The sequence below is a fragment of the Microbispora catharanthi genome (assembly GCF_006334915.2).
GTDB lineage: Bacteria > Actinomycetota > Actinomycetes > Streptosporangiales > Streptosporangiaceae > Microbispora > Microbispora catharanthi.
Window position 1 is genome coordinate 97,311 of sequence record NZ_VDMA02000015.1, and the last position, 19,700, is coordinate 117,010.

15 protein-coding genes and 1 pseudogene are annotated in these 19,700 nt (G+C 69.3%); 8 read left to right on the forward strand and 8 right to left on the reverse strand.

The features are described 5' to 3' along the window. Nucleotides 1-49 precede the first annotated feature (49 nt). Nucleotides 50-712 (reverse strand): hypothetical protein, encoded by a 663-nt coding sequence (locus FH610_RS26265; protein WP_139577494.1) that lies wholly within the window; start codon nt 710-712, stop codon nt 50-52. A gap of 486 nt (nt 713-1,198) precedes the next feature. Between FH610_RS26265 and FH610_RS26270 the strand changes: the two genes are divergently transcribed. Next, the gene (locus FH610_RS26270; protein WP_139577495.1) at nt 1,199-2,095 is read left to right on the forward strand and encodes an aldo/keto reductase; all 897 of its coding nucleotides are present in this window, start codon (nt 1,199-1,201) and stop codon (nt 2,093-2,095) included. A gap of 63 nt (nt 2,096-2,158) precedes the next feature. Here FH610_RS26270 and FH610_RS26275 read toward each other — a convergent pair whose 3' ends face one another. After that, on the reverse strand, nt 2,159-3,526 hold the full coding sequence (locus tag FH610_RS26275) for an acyltransferase family protein (protein ID WP_139577496.1): 1,368 nt from the start codon (nt 3,524-3,526) through the stop codon (nt 2,159-2,161). A 155-nt stretch (nt 3,527-3,681) separates the two neighbouring features. Between FH610_RS26275 and FH610_RS45680 the strand changes: the two are divergent. Both FH610_RS45680 and FH610_RS43870 read left to right on the forward strand, forming a co-directional pair. After that, nucleotides 3,682-4,035: pseudogene (locus FH610_RS45680) on the forward strand (class I SAM-dependent methyltransferase); the annotation flags it as partial. Nucleotides 4,036-4,075: 40 nt separating this feature from the next. Next, the gene (locus FH610_RS43870; RefSeq protein WP_205826073.1) at nt 4,076-4,294 is read left to right on the forward strand and encodes a hypothetical protein; all 219 of its coding nucleotides are present in this window, start codon (nt 4,076-4,078) and stop codon (nt 4,292-4,294) included. Here FH610_RS43870 and FH610_RS26285 read toward each other — a convergent pair. After that, nucleotides 4,279-5,202: a DUF72 domain-containing protein gene (locus FH610_RS26285; protein ID WP_139577497.1), complete on the reverse strand. Its 924-nt coding sequence runs from the start codon at nt 5,200-5,202 to the stop codon at nt 4,279-4,281. The genes FH610_RS43870 and FH610_RS26285 overlap by 16 nt on opposite strands. Before the next feature lie 185 nt (nt 5,203-5,387). On the opposite strand from FH610_RS26285, the gene FH610_RS26290 reads away from it, so the two are divergent. Beyond that, nucleotides 5,388-6,179: a hypothetical protein gene (locus FH610_RS26290; protein WP_139577498.1), complete on the forward strand. Its 792-nt coding sequence runs from the start codon at nt 5,388-5,390 to the stop codon at nt 6,177-6,179. Next, on the forward strand, nt 6,166-7,356 hold the full coding sequence (locus FH610_RS26295; protein WP_182900574.1) for a helix-turn-helix domain-containing protein: 1,191 nt from the start codon (nt 6,166-6,168) through the stop codon (nt 7,354-7,356). The genes FH610_RS26290 and FH610_RS26295 overlap by 14 nt, the downstream gene beginning before the upstream one ends. Nucleotides 7,357-7,400: 44 nt before the next feature. Here the strand turns inward: FH610_RS26295 and FH610_RS26300 are convergent, their stop codons facing one another. Together FH610_RS26300 and FH610_RS26305 are read right to left on the reverse strand one after the other, a co-directional pair. Further along, complete coding sequence (locus FH610_RS26300) at nt 7,401-8,750, reverse strand: glycoside hydrolase family 36 protein (protein ID WP_139577499.1); 1,350 nt, start codon at nt 8,748-8,750, stop codon at nt 7,401-7,403. Between the two features lie 85 nt (nt 8,751-8,835). Then, the gene (locus tag FH610_RS26305) at nt 8,836-9,204 is read right to left on the reverse strand and encodes a group I truncated hemoglobin (protein ID WP_139577500.1); all 369 of its coding nucleotides are present in this window, start codon (nt 9,202-9,204) and stop codon (nt 8,836-8,838) included. Nucleotides 9,205-9,587: 383 nt separating this feature from the next. Between FH610_RS26305 and FH610_RS26310 the strand changes: the two genes are divergently transcribed. Continuing rightward, complete coding sequence (locus tag FH610_RS26310; RefSeq protein ID WP_139577501.1) at nt 9,588-9,896, forward strand: hypothetical protein; 309 nt, start codon at nt 9,588-9,590, stop codon at nt 9,894-9,896. Nucleotides 9,897-9,962: 66 nt separating this feature from the next. Further along, nucleotides 9,963-11,873, forward strand: a complete 1,911-nt coding sequence (locus FH610_RS26315) for a hypothetical protein (RefSeq protein WP_139577502.1) — start codon at nt 9,963-9,965, stop codon at nt 11,871-11,873. Nucleotides 11,874-11,875: 2 nt separating this feature from the next. Here FH610_RS26315 and FH610_RS26320 read toward each other — a convergent pair whose 3' ends face one another. The 3 genes from FH610_RS26320 to FH610_RS26330 form a co-directional block, all read right to left on the reverse strand. Beyond that, complete coding sequence (locus tag FH610_RS26320) at nt 11,876-12,442, reverse strand: hypothetical protein (RefSeq protein WP_139577503.1); 567 nt, start codon at nt 12,440-12,442, stop codon at nt 11,876-11,878. Between the two features lie 118 nt (nt 12,443-12,560). Further along, entirely contained in the window at nt 12,561-13,616 is a 1,056-nt protein-coding gene (locus FH610_RS26325) for an endo-1,4-beta-xylanase (protein WP_139577504.1), read from the reverse strand. Between the two features lie 411 nt (nt 13,617-14,027). After that, nucleotides 14,028-14,942, reverse strand: coding sequence for an AMIN-like domain-containing (lipo)protein (locus FH610_RS26330; RefSeq protein WP_139577505.1), 915 nt, complete (start codon nt 14,940-14,942; stop codon nt 14,028-14,030). Nucleotides 14,943-15,419: 477 nt separating this feature from the next. Between FH610_RS26330 and FH610_RS26335 the strand changes: the two genes are divergently transcribed. After that, nucleotides 15,420-19,676, forward strand: coding sequence for a galactose-binding domain-containing protein (locus FH610_RS26335; RefSeq protein ID WP_240809214.1), 4,257 nt, complete (start codon nt 15,420-15,422; stop codon nt 19,674-19,676). Nucleotides 19,677-19,700: the final 24 nt, after the last annotated feature.

Below are 19,700 nucleotides of genomic sequence, written 5' to 3' on the forward strand. Positions count from 1 at the left end.
GCTCCGGCCGATAGGCGCCCCTCACCGGCCGGACCTCGGATCTGCCTCTTCAGGCCGTTTCCGCCTCGATTCTGTTGATCCACCGCGCACAGTTCTTGCAGGCCCCCCGCGACTCCCAGTGCGGCGTCTTCACGGCCGGCTTGCCGGTCTGCCTGTTTATGACGGTGCCACCGGAGTTGAATGTCTCCGAATGGAAGACCAGAGAGTTCTTCGGAATCTGGGACGCCGAGGTGAAATTGGACTTGTGCAGGTATTCGTTCATCACGTTGACCTCGCCGCACACATCAGTCGGCCACTGGGCGACGGGACCGCTCCCGCCGAGCAGCTCATACATGACGGGGTGCAGCGTGGGGGTGAGGCGATTCGCCGTGCCGCTCTGGCCGACGTAGACGTCTTCCGTCTCCAGGTCGACAAGTCCGGTGACCACCGTCCCCGAGGTGCGGGCATGTTGGTTGCGGTATTTGACGGCCGCCGCCGCGGCTTTCTGCTTGAGCCGCTGCCGGCGCGCCTCCCGCTCCTGCTCCTCGCGGGCCCGATCCAGCGTGGCCTGCTCCTCCAGGTAGTAGAGCCAGGCGCGGTAGAGGGGTCCCTTCAACTGATCGACGAGGGTGGTCCTGAGCTGGTCGGGGTCGTTCGCCCACTCCAGAGCGTTCAGCTTCTCCGCCAGGAGTCCGACTTCGTCCATGGACGGCAGCGAGTTCTTTATGGTCATCGTGCTGTGTATGCCTTTGACCTCCAGCTTCCGCGCACGGGCCCACTCCCTGAGCTTCTGGGGGTCGCTCGCCGCCGGAACCCATGTCGCCTCATCCGGGGGTTTCGGTTCGGTCATTGTTCGCCTCTCTCTCCACGGTCCGGCCGGACAGAATCGCCGGCGATCTTTTCGCGGTCGGACAGGTGAACTGTACGTCCGCCCAGAAGGAAAGAAAACAGCAAAAATTGGGGCTCCAACTCCTGTCACCCATTGATTCCTCAACGAAATCCGAGAAACAGCCGGCACATAAGGAGCCTTCCTTATTCCAACCCGAAGGGATTACCGGACGAGGATGGCCACACGACCACGAAGGCGAAATATTATGATTACTACTTCAATGGCACGTTCACGTGCGTATGACCGAGATTCCGACTCTCGCCTCGTGATGTTCCGCAGGTGGTGAGAGCGCCGGACCACCGGGACGCCGGTTCATGGCACTCTTCGGGGATGAGTACGGAGACGATCAGCGCAGCGGCGGCAGGGACCTGGAAGCTCGGCGACCTCACGGTCAACCGCATGGGGTTCGGCGCGATGCGCCTCACGGGCAGCGCCGCCTTCGACCTCGGCACGCCTAGCGACCGCGAGCGGTCGATCGCGGTGCTGCGGCGCGCCGTCGACCTCGGCGTGAACCACATCGACACGGCGGCGTTCTACTTCTCCCGGCTGCGCTCCGCGAACGAGCTGATCAACCGGGCGCTCGCGCCGTACCCGGACGACCTGGTCATCGCGACCAAGGTGGGCCCGGGACGGGACCCGTCCGGCGAGTGGCTGCCGCTCGCCCGGCCCGACCAGCTGCGCGGCCAGGTCGAGGAGAACCTGCGCCAGCTCGGCCGTGACCACCTCGACCTGGTCTACCTGCGCCAGGCGGGGCTCGACTCGATCGCGGACCACTTCGGCGCGCTCGCCGAGCTGCGCGAGGCCGGTCTCATCCGGCACCTCGGGATCTCCAACGTCCGGCCCGGGCATCTCGCGCAGGCCCAGGCGATCGCGCCGGTGGTGAGCGTGCAGAACCGGTATGGCGTCGGCGCCACGCGCAGCCGAGGACTCCTGCGCACCTGCGGCGAGCAGGCAATCGCCTTCGTGCCGTTCTTCGCGATCGCGGGCGAGGGCCGCGAGTCGGGGGCGAGCGGCACGGACCAGGACGAGGTGCGCGCCGTGGCCCGCGCGCACGGAGCGACCCCCGCGCAGGTGCGGCTGGCCTGGACGCTCCGGCAGGGGCCGCACGTGCTGGCCATCCCGGGCACCGGCAATCCCGATCACCTGACCGAGAACGTCGCCGCCGCTGCGCTGCGCCTCACGGACGAGGAGACGGCCCGCCTGGACGCGCTCTCCGACGCCGGCTGACCGGGGACTCGTACGAAGACCGCCGGCTTCCCAGGGGAGCCGGCGGCCCCGGTCGTGCGGCGGTCACCGGTCGCTCTCGGCCTCCGCCTTGGCCGACTGCGTGTCCTCGCCCTTGCCCACCCTGGCCAGCGCCTCACGAAGCTGCGCGGCGGTCATCTTGGTGCTGCCCTCGACGCCCGCCTCATGGCCCTGACGATGCGGGTCGTGCGGTTCCTGTTCCTCACTCATGACCCGTCCCCTCCTCCGTACCGGCATCAGAGCCGCTGGTCCCCCACGGACACGCCGCCCACACGGCCACCGGCCGGAGTTGACGCGATTTTTCCGTACGGCGTTCAGGCGGCGGCCGAGGCGCTGTCCGGGGGCCTCCACGAGCCGGTACGCCACGTGACCGAGCGCCAGCAGGACGAGGAAGAACACCGGGAGGTTCGGGACGACCCGCAACAGGAGGGGGTGCAGCAGATACAGGGAGAAGCTGATCACCCCGAGGTGGGCGAGCCACCGGGGGAACGGCCGGTGCCGCAGCCGGAACGCGAGCGCGAAGAAGCCCGCCGCCAGCAGGACCGCAGCGGCCCAGGCGGGCTCGTCGGCCACCAGGACACCGCAGACGAGAACCGTCAGCAGGGCGGCGACGGCCCGGACCGGCCGGAGCGTGCCCTGCTCGGCGCGCCACACGGCCGTCCCGGCGAACATCACGGCCGCGATGACCAGGCCCTGCCCCGCTCCGATCCGGCTGCCGAGGATCACCAGCGCCAGGCCGAGCAGGCCGCCGATCACCGCGGCCGCCGTCCTGAGGCGCCCGTTCGCGGTCACGGTCACGACGATGACCAGGACCACCGCGACGCCCATGAGCGCGGCGACCACGTCCGCGCCACCGTTGATCGTCGCGCCCGGCATGAGCAGCCCGAGCGGCACGGCCGCCACCGCGAGGACCACGGCGATCGGCGCCGACCTGTGCGCCTGCCGTACGGCGTACAGCCCCGCCGTCATCAGGTAGAACGCCATCTCGTAGGAGAGCGTCCACATCACGTTGATCACCGAGGGGACGCCGAGGAGTTCCTGCAGCATCGTGAGGTTCGCCAGCGCGACGAGCGGCCGCGGCCGGCGGTCGAGGTCCGGCGACGTCGTGAACACTCCGGCGTACGCGAGGAGCAGCGCGAGGGCGAGCGCGGCGAGCAGCAGCGGGAGGAGCCGGAAGGCCCGGCCGGTCCAGAAGGCCCGCAGGTCGCCCCGCCGTTCCAGTGAGGCCGGGATGATGTATCCGCTGACCAGGAAGAACACGAAGACGCCCCACGTGCCGACGTCGACCCTGCGGTCGACCTCCGCCCAGACGGCCGGGAGGAAGGTCCAGGCCGAGTGGTGCAGCGCCACGGCCGGAGCGGCGATCCCGCGTAAGGCGTCCAGCCATGCCAGCCGGGTGCGGTTTGCTGCCATTCAGGTGACTTTAGGCGAAATACGGCGTCGGTAGCACCGCGCCTGGTAAGCGGCGAACTCCACAGGAATGCTAGGAAACGGGGATGGACCATCGTGATCTCCGGCTCCTGGACGACGACGCACTGGAGCGGTCCCCGGTCGTGGCCAACAGCGACATGAACCGCGAACGCCGGCTGCCGGCCTACCGGCGCGAACTCGGCGTCGACGTCCTCGCCCTCCTGCGCGGCGCGGATCGGGTCGTCCGGTGGCTCGACCTGTGCTGCGGCACGGCGAACGCGCTGTTCGAGGCCGCACACGCGCTGGGAGACCGGGCGGAGATCGTCGGTGTGGACCTGGTCGGCTACTTCGCCGGGCCGCCCCGGCCGCCGCGACTGCGGCTGGTCACGGCGTCGACGACCTCGTGGGCCCCCGATGCGGCGTTCGACCTGATCACCTGCGTCCACGGGCTGCACTACGTCGGCGACAAGCTGGGCGTGATCGCCCGGGCCGCCTCGTGGCTGACCGACGACGGCCTGTTCGCCGCCAACTTCGACGTACGGAGCGTACGGCGTGCGGAGCGTACGGCGTGCGGATGGGACGCCCGCGGGACGGCGGCTGACGACGGCGCTGCGGGCGAGCGGCCTCGTCTACGACGCCAGAAACAGACGGGTGAGCTGCCGTGGCCGCAGGGAGATCGACCTGTCCTGGTCCTATCTCGGCGCCGACGACCGCGCGGGCCCGAACTACACCGGCCAGGCGGCCGTGGACTCCTACTACGCGTTCGGCTGAGGCCCGCCGCCGGGTCGGGGGCGTACGTCGCAGTCCGGCAGGCCCGCCAGTACGGCGGCGAGCTGGCGGGCGTTGACCTGCGCGTAGTCGCGGTAGCAGTTGTTCAGCAACACGTGGGTCGTGGACGCCTGGCCGCCGAGTTCGCGCAGCCTCGGCGCCCACCGCTTCAGCTCATCGAGGGAGTAGCGGTAGCCGAAGCGCTCGTGGATGTCGTGACTGGTCCACTTGTCGCTGTGCCCGTGGAACCGCACGACCTCCAGGTCGGACGTGGCCGCGACGACCGGCGGAATCGAGTCCGGATAGCCCTGCGGCATGTCCACGCACACGTACGGAATGGCGTACGAACGGAGGAAATCGAGGGTCTCGGCCTGGTTCTCCTCACTCATCCACGTGTGGTTGCGGAACTCCACCGAGATCCGCAGCGGTTCGCAGCGCCGCTTGCACTCGAGGATGTAGTGCTTGTTCGCCCGGCCGATCGGGAACCACCGGGGGAACTGGAAGAGCACCGCCCCGAGCTTGCCCGCCTCCAGCAGCGGCAGCAGGGCGCTGAGGAACCGCTCCCAGACCTGGTCCACGACCTTCCGATCGAGGTCGCGGGCGTACAGGTTCTTGCCGCCGCCGCTCGGACGCAGGTCCTTCGGCAGCGCGGCCGGCCGGGTCGGATGCCGCGTGAGCAGCGAGAACGCCTTGACGTCGAAGACGAATTCCGCGGGCGTGCGCTCGGCCCACAGCCGTACGGTGGCCTCGGCGGGCGGCGCGTAGTAGGTCGAGTCGACCTCCACCAGCGGGAACCGGCTCGCGTAGTGGCGCAGGCGTTCCTCCGGCGTCGTGACGCCGGCCGGATACCACCCCGACTCCAGCAGCGTCTTGTCGGTCCACGACGCCGTGCCGACCAGGATCTCCCCCATACCTCACCATAAGGAGCCCGGTCGGCCCCGGCCGTCCCCGGGCGGTCAAAGAGGTGTGACATACGTGACGTGTGAAGCGTTCGCGGGACTATGATGTCGGAAAATAAAGTGCCCTCGGTCTCCGGTGGCCACTGGACGAAGTAGCACTGGAAACCAGCACTGCGCGGAGCACACCGGAGGTGGCGATGCTGTCGACCTGGGCTCTGGAGACGTTCGGCCCGCGCGCCGAGCAGATCCGCCAGGGGGTGGCCGAGGCGCTGGCGCTCGCGCTGGAGAACGCCCAGGACGCCCAGAAGACGGCGCAGACCGAGCTCCTCCACCCGTTCGGCTTCACGCTCATGTCCCGCAAGTTCGAGGCCCTGGCCAGCACGTTCGCGGACATGCCCGACGTCGAGACCGTCAAGCCGCCTGGCTCGCAGCACGAGCTCGTCGTGCTCGGCGGCAACCTGCTGTTCCCCTTCCGCTACGCCAAGGACCGCTCGGTCAGCGTGGTCACCGCCAGGATCGGCGACGGCAGGCCGTCCGGGCTGGTGCAGGCGCTGTTCACCAGGTTCGGCCCGCGGCCCTGGGCCGAGCAGCTCACGCTCGGCGGCGTCGAGGCCGCCCTGCCGGAGCCCGCGACTCCGGCCGACCGCGCGCTCACCCGGCTGCCCGAGGGCACCCGCCTCGTGCTCATCGCGTACGCGTGCAACGCCAGGGCGGGTCTGCTCGACGTGTGGTGGGGCGAGGCCGAGCTGCTCGACCGCACCGGCAGCCTGCGCTGGCACCACTGCGAGCCGATCCCGCTCGCCGGGCAGGCGCCCGCGGTGGAGCTGCCCGGGGTGGCGGCCCCCGTCGGCGAGGCGTCCGCGTTCGCCCGGGGCGCGATGCCGGCTCCGGCTTTGAATCCGCGCCCGCCGTACGAGCGCGCGAACGCCCTGCCTCCGATGAGCGAGGCGCCGTACGCACCGGACGCCGCCGCCGATGAAGGACGATGACCGGCTGCGCCTGGTCGAGGAGACCGTTCCCCCCGAATCCGGCAACACGGCACCCAGCCCGCAGGCTGTGGCGGACGCCTTCGACGGAACCCGCCTCACCCAGGCGCGGCGGCTGGCGGCGCTGACGAAGAAGGAGGTGGCCGAGCGCATCGGCGTGTCACCCGCCGCGGTCGGCCAGTACGAGGCCGGGGTCACCCGGCCGCGTCCCGATCTGGTCCCGCTCCTCGCCGAGGTGCTCGCGGTGCCCGCGGCCTTCTTCCTGCCGGGCCGCCCGCACGGCAAGCTGGACGGCTCGATGGCGCACTTCCGCAGCCTGCGCTCCACCCGGGCCTACCAGCGCGCCAAGGCCGTGGCCTTCGTCGAACAGGTCTGGGAGCTGACGTACGCGCTGGAGAAGCGGGTGCGGCTCCCCTTCGTGGACCTGCCCGGTTTCGCAGGGGGCGAGGTGCACTCGGGCAGCGCCCTGCCTCGCGACCCCATGGACGCGGCCCGCGCGCTGCGGGCCCACTGGGGCCTCGGCACCGGGCCGATCAGCCACCTGGTGCGGCACATGGAGTCCCGCGGGATCGTCGTCGTCTTCCCCCAGGCCGACGAGGACGCGGTCACGGTGGACGCCTTCTCCACCGCCAGCCTGCCGCGGCCCATCGTCGTCCTGACGCCCAACCGCTTCGACGACGTCTACCGGCACCGTTTCACCGCGGCCCACGAGCTGGGGCACCTGGTGTTGCACGGGGACGCGGCGGCCGGGGACAGCCAGCAGGAGCGCGAGGCCGACTCCTTCGCCGCGGAGTTCCTCACGCCGCGCGACAGCATCCTGCCCGGCCTGCCCGCCCGTGCGGACCTGCGGCGGCTGGCGGAGCTGCGCCGCGTCTGGGGCGTGTCGGTCGACTCCCTGCTGTACCGGTGCCGGGAGGTCGGCCTGCTGTCCGACTCCGCGGCCGGGCGCGCCTATCAGCGACTCGCCGCGCTGCGCGGACAGCCGGGCTTCGCCACCGAGCCGGTGTCGGGCTACCCCGGCGAGCAGCCGGTCCTGCTCGCCCAGGCCTTCGAGATGGCGGCGGCCGAGACCGGGCTGACCGTGCCCGCGCTGGCCCGGGAGCTCGCCTGGCCCATGGCGCGCGTACGCGAGCTGATCGGCCTGCCCGCCCACCGTCCCCAACTCAGACTCGTCCCCTGAGAGCGCGCACGGTCGTGCTTCGCGAGGACTGGAGCGATCACGGGTCAGACGAGCGGGGTGGGGTCGGCGGGGGTGAGCAGGCGGCGGGTGGTCTCCAGCCCCCACTCGTCCAGGCCGCGCAGCCGGTCGCTGGAGGCCCGCAAACCGCCGTACCGCTCGACGGTGCGCGCCCAGTCCTCCCGCCGTTCGACCTCCGGCCGGAGCATGAGGCAGTCGGGGTCGTTGATCCAGAACCTGCCGTGCTGCCATGCCCGGGCGACGGTGTTCCTGGTGGCGTTGGCCTGGCTGGGCTCCGACGGGTGCCCGCTCGGGCTCTGCCAGTACGCCGCGATGTCCGGGCCCACCCGCATGGCGTCGACCATGCCGATCGAGGGCAGGATCGGCGCGCCGCAGCCCAGCAGGTACGCCTCGGGACCGATCGCCTCGCGGATGAGCCGCAGGCCGTGACGGTAGGCCTCCACGCCGGTCACGTCCTCGTGGCGGCGGCCCTCCAGCGCCCCCGCGTACACGAAGTCGATTTTGAAGTAGTCGACGCCCCAGCCGCGCATGGCCCGCAGCGTGTCCGCCAGGTAGTCGGCCGCGCCGGGGTGGGTGAGGTCGAGCGCGGCGCAGGAGTCGCCGAGGACGTCCCCCGCGAAGGCCGGGTCGCCGCTCGCGGGATCGGTCACCAGCCACTCCGGGTGCGCGGCGAAGAGGGCGCTCTTGCGGGCCACGACCATGGGGGCGATCCAGATCCCGGCCCGCCGTCCGTGCTCACGGATGCGCCGGATCAGCCCGGGCAGGTCGTCGAAGCGGCCCGAGGACGTCAGCCAGTCGCCCGGCGCGGCCTGGTAGCCGTCGTCGATCTGCACGACGTCCACGGGGACCGCCAGGTCGTCCATGGCCGTGAGGTTCTCGGCGACGTCCTCCTGGGTGACCTCCGAGAAGTACTGGTACCACGAGCACCAGACCGTGGGTGACGGGCGCGGGCGTACGCCGGCCCCCTCGGCGAAGGCGGCGCCCCAGCGGGCCAGCGCATCCTCCAGCCCGCCCTGATGCTCCACGTGATGCACGGGTGCGTCCGACGCGATCACGACCTGGCCGCCGCGCGGCCGTGCCTCGATGACGGGCACGCGGGAGGCGGCCGTCTCGGCACTCGCGGCACCGAAGACGTGGACGGGGCCGCCGTCCCCGGGATCGACGGCCAGCAGCCCCTCGCCCCGGAACACCCCCTCGTCGGGGGCGGAGCCGTAGTGGCAGTCGATGACCAGCGAGTTCGGCAGGGTCACCCGATAGGGCGTCTCCGCCAGGGGAAGGGCGGCGGTGACGCTCCAGGACTGCCAGCCCTCCGCGTAGACCCGGGCCCTCGCCGGGTCCACGCCCAGGGCGGCGACGTCCTCAAATCGCGATTCCATCACCGGTCAGTCCATCCGTGAACCGGTTAAGGGTCAAGGTCCGTCTCACCGGATGGACGGACCGGACACGCCCGCCGGTGACCGCTCAGGCCGCGACGGCGCTCTGCACGACCTGCTCCTTCAGCGGCGCCAGGGCTCCGGCGACGGAGCCGATCGTCTCGGTGTCGACGCCGCACGACTCCAACGCCCCGACCAGGTGGGAGACCACGTGCTCGAACTCCTCCGCCGTGATGCCGAGCCCGGCGTGCGCCTCGTCCATCGACTTGCCCCGGTATTCCTGGGGACCACCGAGCGCGGCGGCGACGAAGCTGCGCTGGTGCGCCTTGAGCTTGGCCATGTCGACGCCCGCGAAGTAGCCCCGCAGCATCGGATCGGCGACGACCCGCGTGTAGAACTCGTCGACCACGGCCGCGACCGCGTCCGAACCGCCGATGTGATCGAAGATGGACGCCATAGCGCTTTCCTCCCGCGTGTGCGTGACCTCGTCGCCCACGATGATCGCCACTCTTCGTTACGTCCCGATTACCACTCGGGAATACGTACGTAGCCGGGCACTCACGCGGTCGACACGATCGAAAAGGCCGCAGGCAGGGGGCGGGTGCGGGTGCCGGTTGTTGCTCCAAGTAGTTGATTCTTCCTACTGGCGACGCGAGCGAGGCGGGGATAAGTTCCCACGCGGGAGGACGTTTTCGCCTTGCGAGACAGAAAAGCGTCAGTCAAATCCGGAAACGGTTCGCTCTCGAAATACCGAGCTATTTCGGGGTTGCCGCGCTTTAGGGCGATGTCTACCTTTGACATCAAACATGGCTCGGGGGCGGGCGGCAGTGGGGGGGCGGCGTGGCGGAAGAGATGGTGCCCAACCCTCGCCACGCACAACTGGTGGAACTTCTCAAAGAGGTGCACAACCGATCGCAGGAGGTCGGGCAGGCATACCAGCGCGTCTACGCGTCGATGCAGTCGGGCAAGGTCTGGACGGGACCGACCGCCGCAAAATGGACGACCGAGGTCGCGGACCGGCATCACCGCCTGGCGCAGCTCGTACGGCAGATGACCCACGCGATCGAGGAGGAACTACACCGGCACCCGGCGATGGTGACCCGTTCCCAGGCCGAGCTCATCCGCCGTCAGCTGACCGGACGCCCCTGACCCCGAGCCACGGAAGGACCGATGACATCCCCCAGCGGCGACTTCTGCGGCATCGACCCGGCGGCGATGAACGCCATGGCGGCCGACCTACGCCGGGCGGCCGACCGGCTCACCTCCTTCGCCACCGACTTCGAGGGGCTCTTCCGGGCGAACGGAGTGAGCACCACACCACTCGCGCAGATCGCCGCCATCGCCGACTGGGGCAGAAGCCAGGCCCCCACGCTGTCCGAGCGGGCCGAGCTGATCAAGGCGCTGAACGGGACCGGCGACCACACCTTCGCCCGCCTGCCCGACGCGCTGGACAGCTTCGCGGCCGGCCACGGCCTGGGCCTCATGTACGGCACCGACATCCTCACCAACCCCGCCACCAGCGTCGAGACCAAGGGTGAGCTCGCCCACCAGCACATCAAAGAGATCGCCGCGCTGGCCAAGGATCCCGCTGCGGCTGCGGCGTTCTTCGCCACGCTGCCGGCAAGGGTGCGCAACGCACTGCCCAACCTGCTCATGAATACCGGCAGCCCCACCGCCAAGCAGGATCTGTCCGCCTTCAGCGCCGCCCTCGGCGCCGCGCTACGCGCGCCCGGAGTCCCGGCGATGGAGAAGGTGAAGGCCGAGCTGGTGAGCAAACCGGCAAACCGGAGCGTGGCGTGGAACCGGCTCGCGCTGCTGGCGGGGGCGAAGGCTCCGACGGACGTCCGCGTGGCCGCCGCCCGCGCACTCGCTCTGGACGACTTCGTGAAGAACCCCCGCCAGGACCGGACCGGCGCCGGACTCGACGAGACCAGGACGTACGGCTACTCCCCCGACACCGTCGCCCTCGCGCTGGAAGTCCTCGTCGGGGACGGCAAGGCCGCCCGCACCGCCTTCGCTCAAATGGGCGGCGACGGGGTCAAGCTCACCCAGGTCGAGAAGATGAAGCGGTTCCTGGACTACGCCAAGTCCCACGGCACCGGTGACCAGGTCGCCGACGCCCTGGGCCGGGTGATGGAATCAGGCAGCGAGGCCACGACGGAGAAGCCGGGCAAGCACTCGGCGGAGGCCGCCGCGTTCGCCCTGGACGCGATCCTGGCGGCCGGCTCCTTCGGCAAGGATCTCCCGAACTCCGCCCGGGACTCCATGGCCTCGATCGCCACGTCGTACATCCACGAACTCGCCTCCGGCGCCCGCTTCGACAAGGCCGCCTACCGCACCTCCGGCAGGCCCCGGCCCGACGAGTGGCTGCCGATTCCCGGCGTCACCCCCGCGTTCTACTTGAGCCCGGGAGACACCTACCGCTTCCTCCAGACGTTCGCCGGAGAGGAGCGGCTCACCGATGACTTCGACAAGACCGCGGCCCTCTTCCGCTACGACATCCTGACGAACGCAGCTCGGCTGGAAGCCAATGGAAAGAGCGGTCATCTTGAACGTGCCTCGCAGATGTTCGGCGATCTCGGCGGGCTCGAGTTCAAGGCGGCGCTCGAGGTTCGCGGCGAGAAGGACGCCACGGACAGCCTGATTCGGGATCTCACCAAGAACACCATGGGTCTGGGCATCGACCAGATTCCGATAGCGGGCACTCTCATCGAGACAGGCTGGACGCTGACGAAAACTTACGGTGTGAGCAAATTGCTGGACAACTGGGCCGCTGGTTTCGAAACCCGCGTCCAGGCGCTGACCGAAGCTCGGGCGAATACCACTCTCCGACAGAAGTACGACATGGCATACCTGCTGTATGACGCAGGTTACCCGGCAAGTAAGCCACCGGCCGAGCTGATCAGCACGAAAACCGGCCGCCTCAAAACATTCGACGAATTTATGATTGAGGCCAAGCAGGAGGCGATCCATACCGGAAAAAGCTGGGAGAGTGTCCTGCGCACGAAGCTGACCCCATACGAACGATGGATGGACAGCAACGAAGCCCTCGACAAACAGATCGAGAGGTCCTCACGCGCGCAGACCAGCGAGCTGGCCAAGGAACTCATCCGCACTTGGGGCTGACCCTAGGACTTTGGCAGGCAGTCGGTCTTGGCGACCAACCGCCAGGTTGGCGACTCGGGCACCACGATCACCTTGACAGTGATGCCGGGAACATCCTTCCTGCCTTCGATCAATCGCGCGTCCCTCCAGTCCAACTGCGACAAGTCATAGGTCATCTTGTACTGGAGAAATGAGGAGAGAGTGTTCTCCATCACCCGCTCAGCCTGGTCAAGGTGACTGTCCACGTCTGAGTCTTCACGTTCGTAGTCTGCGGTTACCCGTAGCACCCGCTGAAACTTGCCTTTATCACAGGGAAGATCCCTGTCGGGGCGCTCCACGATCCGCAGCTTGCTGTACGGCTTCTTCAAAAGACTGTCGGTCTGCAGGCGTTGTAGGTCTTTCTGGAGCTCCGTGGTGGCCGCCTGCAGGGTCGGGCCGGTACCACAACCCGAAACGACCCAGCCGACCAGGAGAAACGCCACGGCCATCCCCGCAACGCGCACGTCGCTACCTCCAGCAGCCGGCAGACAGATAAAGCAATCTTGACCCAGATCCTCGCCCCTCGTCATCCCGTCAAATGAATCGGTCACGCATGTGGATTACGGCTCGATGTGCCGACACCTCGTCCCGGCGATCGCTCCCTCATGCCTTCGGAAAGACGAGACGGTGCCCGGCCCCCGATGGGCGCGGGCACCGTCGTGGGGAGGGTCAGTGCCTTCCGGCGCCGCTCAGGGCGTCGCGGATCGCGTAGTAGGCCGGCTTGGGCTGGAGGTTCTCGTCGTACGGCAGGGCCGCGCCCTCACCCTGGAAGACGGCGGGGATCCAGGAGTACTTGTCGGTGTAGTCCCAGATCGTGATGCCGACACAGCGGCGGACGGCGAGGCACGCCTTGGTCACCCTGGAGTACCAGTCGGCCTGGGTCGCGAGCTTGGCCTCGTCGGCCGGCACGTACATGCGGATGTCCAGCTCGGTGATGGCCACGTCCACGCCGAGGTCGGCGAAGCGCTGCAGGTTCTGCTGGAGCGTGTCCGGATAGCCGTACTGCAGCGCGAGGTGTCCCTGGAAACCGACGCCGTCGATCGGCACGCCCTGGGCCTTGAGCTGCTTCACGAGGTTGTAGTACGCGTCGCTCTTCGGCCCGATCGCCTCGAGGTTGTAGTCGTTCAGGTAGAGCTTGGCGTGCGGGTCGGCCTGGCGCGCCCAGCGCAGCGCGTCGGCGATGTAGCCGGGACCGAGCGTCCGATAGAAGATCGTGTCGCGGTAGGTGCCGTCCTCGTTGAACGCCTCGTTGACGACGTCCCAGGAGTAGACCTTGCCCCGGTAGTGGCGGGCCTCCGTGAGGATGTGGTTCTTGAGGATCGCGCGGAGCTCGTCGGCGGTGAAGGTGCCGTTGGTCAGCCAGTCGGGGAGCTGGTTGTGCCAGACCAGCGTGTGCGCCCGAAAGGACATGTGGTGCTTGCGGGCGAAGTCGAGCACCTGGTCACCCTGGGTGAAGTCGAACACCCCCTGCTGCGGCTCGGTGGCGTACCACTTGAGCGCGTTGCCCGCGGTGGTGGAGTTGAACTCGCTGCCGAGGATCTTGAGGTACGCCGCGTCGGAGAACTCGGGGTTGTCGGTGGCCGAGCCGAGGTAGCGGTGCGAGGCGGCGGCCAGCTCACCCAGAGTCTTGTCGTGATGCCGATCGGGATGGGCGGAGGCGGGGGCCGCCGCGAGCGCGGTGACGAGCCCGGCCGCGGCGAGGGCCGCGGCGAATCTGTGCAGCATGAGGAAGGTCCTCCGGTCGGGGGTACGTGGTCGGACGTCCAGATGCACGAGCCGGGAGTGTTCCGCAAGTCGAAACTTTTCGAAACAATCCCCTAACTTTCTGTTGACGTACCCTATGAATCGACCTGTCTCGGGTCAATACCGGAGGACAAATCCGAGAATTACCAGCAAAAACACCAGAAGAGAGCCGACAACGAACGCATCCCTGTCCGAAAGTTTCAGCGAGAGAGGCCGTTGAGGGACCCTGGTCGCGGCGCGCGGGGCAGGGCGGCGACGTACGTCGTCCACTCCTCGTAGTGCCAGCGGGGCACGCAGGCGCATCCGGTGAAGCGGAAGTCGGCGAGCGGCGGTCCCGGGACACCGGCTCGGGCTCGAGGGCCGGGCTCGCGCACGAGCCCGGCCCTCTCGTCGTCACGGCTCCAGGCTCTCCGGAACGGAGTCGGAGTGCCCCTTCGGGCGTTCGGTGCGGCCGTGGGCGTCGTAGATCTTCACCCAGCGGATGCCGGGAAGCCGCTTGAGCGTGGGCATGATCTCGTCGGCGACGGTGAACGCCGACCCGCCGCTGCCGAGGGAACCGGCGAGCCGCACGTGGGCCACCCCGTCCTGGACGACGACAGAACGGACGCCGGTGGCGCCCGAGGCGACGAAGCGCAGCCCCTTGGCGTACTCCGCCCGCGTGGGCCCGGCGAACAGCCGCTGGAGGGCGCCGCGCGCCGTGGACGGCGGCGCCACCGGCCGCGACACCGCCGCCGTGTACGGCCGCCGTCCCGCCGCGTACGCCCGGGAGTCGAGGAAGTACGTCCGCACCGGCACCGTCCGGTAGGGCGTCTTGATGTCCACGACCACCCGGCTCGGATGCGTGAGGGTGTAGACGCGGTAGGACGCCTTCCTGCTCAGGCCGACGCCGAACGTGAGCTGCGCCTCGAAGTCGCCCGCGTTGACGACCTGGATCACGCCGGGCAGCGCGAAGGTCTCGCGGGCGGGCCCGTAGGTGGGGCGCCCGTTGTCGTCGTGGCCGGTCGCGCCGCCGAAGCGCAGCCCGAGGATCGCGTCACCGGCCACCGGGACCGTGCGGCCCGAGCCGTCGGCGATCAGCCGGGACACGTAGCCGGCGCCCCGCCGTGCCGGGAGCGGCCCGCGGAACTCGAAGACGACCCGGTCGAGTCCGGGCTGGTGCGAGGCGCGCACGTCGACCAGGGTCGCCACGCGCGGGGCGGCGTGAACGGCCCCGCTCGACGGGGCGGGTGTCGCGGCGGCCGGGGCCGCCAGCAGGCTCACCAGCGGCACGGCCAACGCCGCGAGCGAGCGCTTGGGGGGCAGAAACATGAGGGCTCCTCTGCCGGGTTCCTTTCGCGAGTTGGGGGACCCGCGGGCGGGCGCAGGGCCGGTTCCGGACCGGCGCCCACTTGAAGTATCCCCAGGTGGGCCCGGCTTGGGGACGGGACAGACCTGTCACCTTCCACCCGGTTGTTCCGACCCATTGACGGCTCGGTGGCCCGTATGTAACATCTGGGCAACCTAATGTAAGAAATTTGCAGCTCTAAATCGAGACTTTGCGGTCCTCCGCAAGTTCCGGCAGGAAGCACTGCGTCCGTGCGCCCCGCCACCGTCACCTTTCGCATGAAAGGACACGAGGTGATGTCGGCCACGGCAGTGGGCAACCGGTCGCCGCCGCGACCCCAGCGAGCACCGATCTTCGAAATCCCCCCACGACCGCGGATCGGATGACCCGCCGGTCGGTTCCTGCCGGACAGAGGAACGCAAATGTCGAAAACGCATGTCCCGTTATTGCGCTTGATCGCTGTGGTGGCCGCGGCCTGCCTGCTCGCCGTGGCCGCGCCCCTCATCCCCGCCTCCGCCGCCGGCGGCCCCAATCTCGCCGCCGGCCGCACCGTGACCACGAGCAGCAGCAACAGCCCGTACGCCGCGGGCAACCTCAACGACGGCAACCAGGGCACCTACTGGGAGAGCTCGAACAACGCCTTCCCGCAGTGGGCGCAGGTCGACCTCGGCAGCGCGACGAGCATCGACCAGGTCGTGCTCAAGCTGCCGGCGACGTGGGAGGCCCGCACCCAGACGCTGTCGGTGCAGGGCAGCACCGACGGGTCCTCCTTCGGCACGATCGTGAGCTCGGCCGGCCGCTCCTTCGCCCCCGGCTCGGGCAACGCGGTGACGATCGGCTTCACCGCGACCACGACCCGGTACGTCCGGATCAACGTCACCGCCAACACCGCCTGGCCGGCCGCGCAGCTGTCCGAGATCGAGGTGTACGGCGCGGCCACCGCCTCCGGCAACCTCGCGCTCGGCAAGACCATGAAGGAGAGCGCGCACGCCGACGTGTACGGCGCGGGCAACGCCAACGACGGCAACCAGGCCACCTACTGGGAGAGCGCCAACAACGCCTTCCCCCAGTGGCTCCAGGTGGACCTCGGCGCCTCGACCGCGGTGAACAAGGTGGTGCTGAAGCTCCCGCCCACCTGGGAGGCCCGCACCGAGACGCTGGCCGTGCAGGGCGGCACCGACGGCACGAACTTCTCCACTCTCGCCGCCTCGGCGGGCCGCGCCTTCGACCCCGCGAGCGGCAACACGGTCACGATCGGCTTCTCCACCGCCAACGTCCGGTACGTCCGGATCAACGTGACCGCCAACACCGCCTGGCCGGCCGCGCAGGTCTCCGAGTTCGAGGTGTACGGCCCGGCGCCCACCGGTGACACCCAGGCCCCGACCGCGCCCTCGAACCTCGCCTACACCGAGCCCGGTGCCAACCAGATCAGGCTCACCTGGTCGGCCTCCACCGACAACGTCGGCGTCACCGGCTACGACGTCTACGCCAACGGGGTGCTGCGCACCAGCGTCGCCGGGAACGTCCTCACCTACACCGACACCCAGCCGGCCGACGCCACCGTGTCCTACTACGTGCGGGCCAAGGACGCGGCCGGCAACGAGTCGGCCGACAGCAACACGGTCACCCGCAAGGGCTCGACCGGTGACACCCAGGCCCCGACCGCTCCCGGCGGCCTCGCCTACACCGAGACCACGCCGGGGCAGGTCAAGCTCACCTGGACCGCCTCCACCGACAACGTCGGCGTCACCGGCTACGACGTCTACGCGAACAACGTGCTGCGCGGCAGCGTCGCCGGAAACACCACCACCTACACCGACACGCAGCCCACCAGCGCCACCGTGTCCTACTACGTGCGGGCCAAGGACGCGGCCGGCAACGAGTCGATCAACAGCGACACCGTCACCCGCAACGGGTCGGGCGGCGGCTCGAACATGGCCGTCGGCAAGCCGATCACCGCCTCCTCCTCCACGTTCACGTACGTCGCCACGAACGCGAACGACAACGACGTGGCGACCTACTGGGAGGGCGCCGGCGGCTCCTACCCGCAGACGCTGACCGTCCAGCTCGGGGCCAACGCGGTCGTGAGCTCGGTCGTGCTCAAGCTCAACCCCGACGCCGCCTGGTCCACCCGTACGCAGACGATCCAGGTGCTGGGCCGTGAGCAGAGCGCGTCGGGATTCACCAACCTGACCAGCGCGGCGGCCTACACCTTCAACCCGGCGACCGGCAACACGGTGACGATTCCGGTCTCCGGCACGGTCGCCGACGTGCAGCTCAAGTTCACCGCCAACTCCGGCGCCCCGGCCGGGCAGGTCGCCGAGTTCCAGGTGATCGGCTCCCCGGCGCCCAACCCCGACCTGACCGTCACCGCGCTGTCGGCCTCCCCCGCCTCCCCGGTCGAGACCGACGCCGTCACGCTGTCGGCGACGGTGCGCAACACGGGCAGCCTCGGCTCCGGCGCCACCACCGTGAACTTCTACCTGGGCGGGACCAAGGCAGGCACCGCCTCGGTCGGCGCGCTCGCGGCCGGCGCCTCGGCCACCGTGACGGCGAACATCGGCCAGCGCGACGCGGGCAGCTACCCGCTGAGCGCCAAGGTCGACGAGTCGAACGCGGTGATCGAGCAGAACGAGACCGACAACGCCTTCACCGCCTCCTCCCCGCTGGTCGTGAAGCCGGTGGACAGCTCCGACCTGGTGGCCTCCCCGGTGAGCTGGTCGCCCGGCAACCCGGCGGGCGGCAGCACGGTGACGTTCACCGTGGCGATCAAGAACCAGGGCACGATCGCCTCGGCGGGCGGCGCCCACGGCATCACCCTCACGATCACCAATGACTCGGGCACCGTGGTCAAGACGCTGACCGGCTCCTACAGCGGCGCGATCGCGGCCGGGTCCACCACCGGCCCGGTCAACCTGGGCACGTGGACGGCCGCCAACGGCAGATACACGGTGAAGACCGTGCTCGCCGCCGACGCCGGCGAGCTGCCGGTCAAGCAGGCCAACAACACCTCCACGCTGCCGTTCTTCGTCGGCCGCGGCGCGAACATGCCGTACGACATGTACGAGGCCGAGGACGGCGTGACCGGCGGCGGCGCGACGGTGGTCGGCCCGAACCGGACCATCGGCGACCTGGCCGGCGAGGCGTCCGGCCGCAAGGCCATCCGGCTCACCACCACCGGCAGCTACGTGGAGTGGACGACCAGGGCCGACACGAACACCCTGGTCACCCGCTTCTCCATCCCCGACGCGGCGGGCGGCGGCGGCACCGACGCCACGCTCGACGTCTACGTCAACGGCACCTTCCTCAAGGCGGTCAACCTGACCTCGAAGTACGCGTGGCTGTACGGCCCGGAGGCGGGCCCGGGCAACTCGCCGGGCGCGGGCGCTCCACGGCACATCTACGACGAGGCCAACATCCTGCTCGGGACGACCGTCCCGAAGGGCAGCAAGATCCGGCTGCAGAAGGACGCCGCCAACACCTCCACGTACGCGATCGACTTCGTGAACCTGGAGCAGGCGTCGGCGATCCCCAACCCCGACCCCGCGACGTACGCGGTCCCGACCGGGTTCGCCCACCAGGACGTGCAGAACGCGCTCGACAAGGTGCGGATGGACACCACGGGCAAGCTCGTGGGCGTCTACCTGCCGCCGGGCGACTACCAGACGTCGGGCAAGTTCCAGGTGTACGGCAAGGCGGTCAAGGTGGTCGGCGCAGGGCCGTGGTTCACCCGGTTCTACGCGCCCTCCAACCAGGAGAACACCGACATCGGCTTCCGGGCGGAGTCGTCGGCCAACGGCTCGACGTTCTCCGGGTTCGCCTACTTCGGCAACTACACCAGCCGCATCGACGGGCCAGGCAAGGTGTTCGACTGGCAGAACGTCGCCAACATGACGATCGACGACATCTGGGTCGAGCACCAGGTCTGCATGTACTGGGGCGCGAACACCGACAACATCACGATCAAGAACTCGCGGATCCGCGACACGTTCGCCGACGGCGTCAACATGACCAACGGCAGCACCGACAACCTGGTCTCGAACGACGAGGCGAGGACGACCGGCGACGACAGCTTCGCGCTGTTCTCGGCCATCGACGCGGGAGGCGCCGACGAGAAGAACAACGTCTACGAGAACCTGACCGCGATCCTGCCGTGGCGCGCGGCCGGCATCGCGGTGTACGGCGGGTACGCGAACACCTTCAGGAACATCTACATCGCGGACACGCTGACCTACTCCGGCATCACGATCAGCTCGCTCGACTTCGGCTACCCGATGAACGGCTTCGGCGCGAGCCCGCCCACGGTGTTCGACAACATCTCGATCGTCCGCGCGGGCGGCCACTTCTGGGGCCAGCAGACCTTCCCGGCGATCTGGCTGTTCTCCGCCTCGAAGGTGTTCCAGGGCATCCGGGTCAGCAACGTGGACATCGTCGATCCGACGTACTCGGGGATCATGTTCCAGACCCAGTACCTCGGCGGCCAGCCGGTCAACCCCATCAAGGACACCGTCTTCACCAACATCTCGATCTCTGGAGCGCACAGGAGCGGCGACGCGTTCGACGCGAAGTCGGGCTTCGGCCTCTGGGCGAACGAACTGCCGGAGCCCGACCAGGGACCGGCGGTCGGGTCGGTGACCTTCAACAACCTGAGACTCAGCGACAACTACCAGGACATCAAGAACACGACGTCCACCTTCACGATCAACATCAACCCCTGATGACGTGACGGCGCCGCCGGAGGG

Excerpts from the sequence above, each read along its gene's own strand:
- FH610_RS26265 (WP_139577494.1), bottom strand. The coding sequence starts at position 712 with ATGACCATAAAGAACTCGCTGCCGTCCATGGACGAAGTCGGACTCCTG.
- FH610_RS26270 (WP_139577495.1), top strand. The coding sequence starts at position 1,199 with ATGAGTACGGAGACGATCAGCGCAGCGGCGGCAGGGACCTGGAAGCTC.
- FH610_RS26275 (WP_139577496.1), bottom strand. The coding sequence starts at position 3,526 with ATGGCAGCAAACCGCACCCGGCTGGCATGGCTGGACGCCTTACGCGGG.
- FH610_RS26285 (WP_139577497.1), bottom strand. The coding sequence starts at position 5,202 with ATGGGGGAGATCCTGGTCGGCACGGCGTCGTGGACCGACAAGACGCTG.
- FH610_RS26290 (WP_139577498.1), top strand. The coding sequence starts at position 5,388 with ATGCTGTCGACCTGGGCTCTGGAGACGTTCGGCCCGCGCGCCGAGCAG.
- FH610_RS26295 (WP_182900574.1), top strand. The coding sequence starts at position 6,166 with ATGAAGGACGATGACCGGCTGCGCCTGGTCGAGGAGACCGTTCCCCCC.
- FH610_RS26300 (WP_139577499.1), bottom strand. The coding sequence starts at position 8,750 with ATGGAATCGCGATTTGAGGACGTCGCCGCCCTGGGCGTGGACCCGGCG.
- FH610_RS26305 (WP_139577500.1), bottom strand. The coding sequence starts at position 9,204 with ATGGCGTCCATCTTCGATCACATCGGCGGTTCGGACGCGGTCGCGGCC.
- FH610_RS26315 (WP_139577502.1), top strand. The coding sequence starts at position 9,963 with ATGAACGCCATGGCGGCCGACCTACGCCGGGCGGCCGACCGGCTCACC.
- FH610_RS26325 (WP_139577504.1), bottom strand. The coding sequence starts at position 13,616 with ATGCTGCACAGATTCGCCGCGGCCCTCGCCGCGGCCGGGCTCGTCACC.
- FH610_RS26330 (WP_139577505.1), bottom strand. The coding sequence starts at position 14,942 with ATGTTTCTGCCCCCCAAGCGCTCGCTCGCGGCGTTGGCCGTGCCGCTG.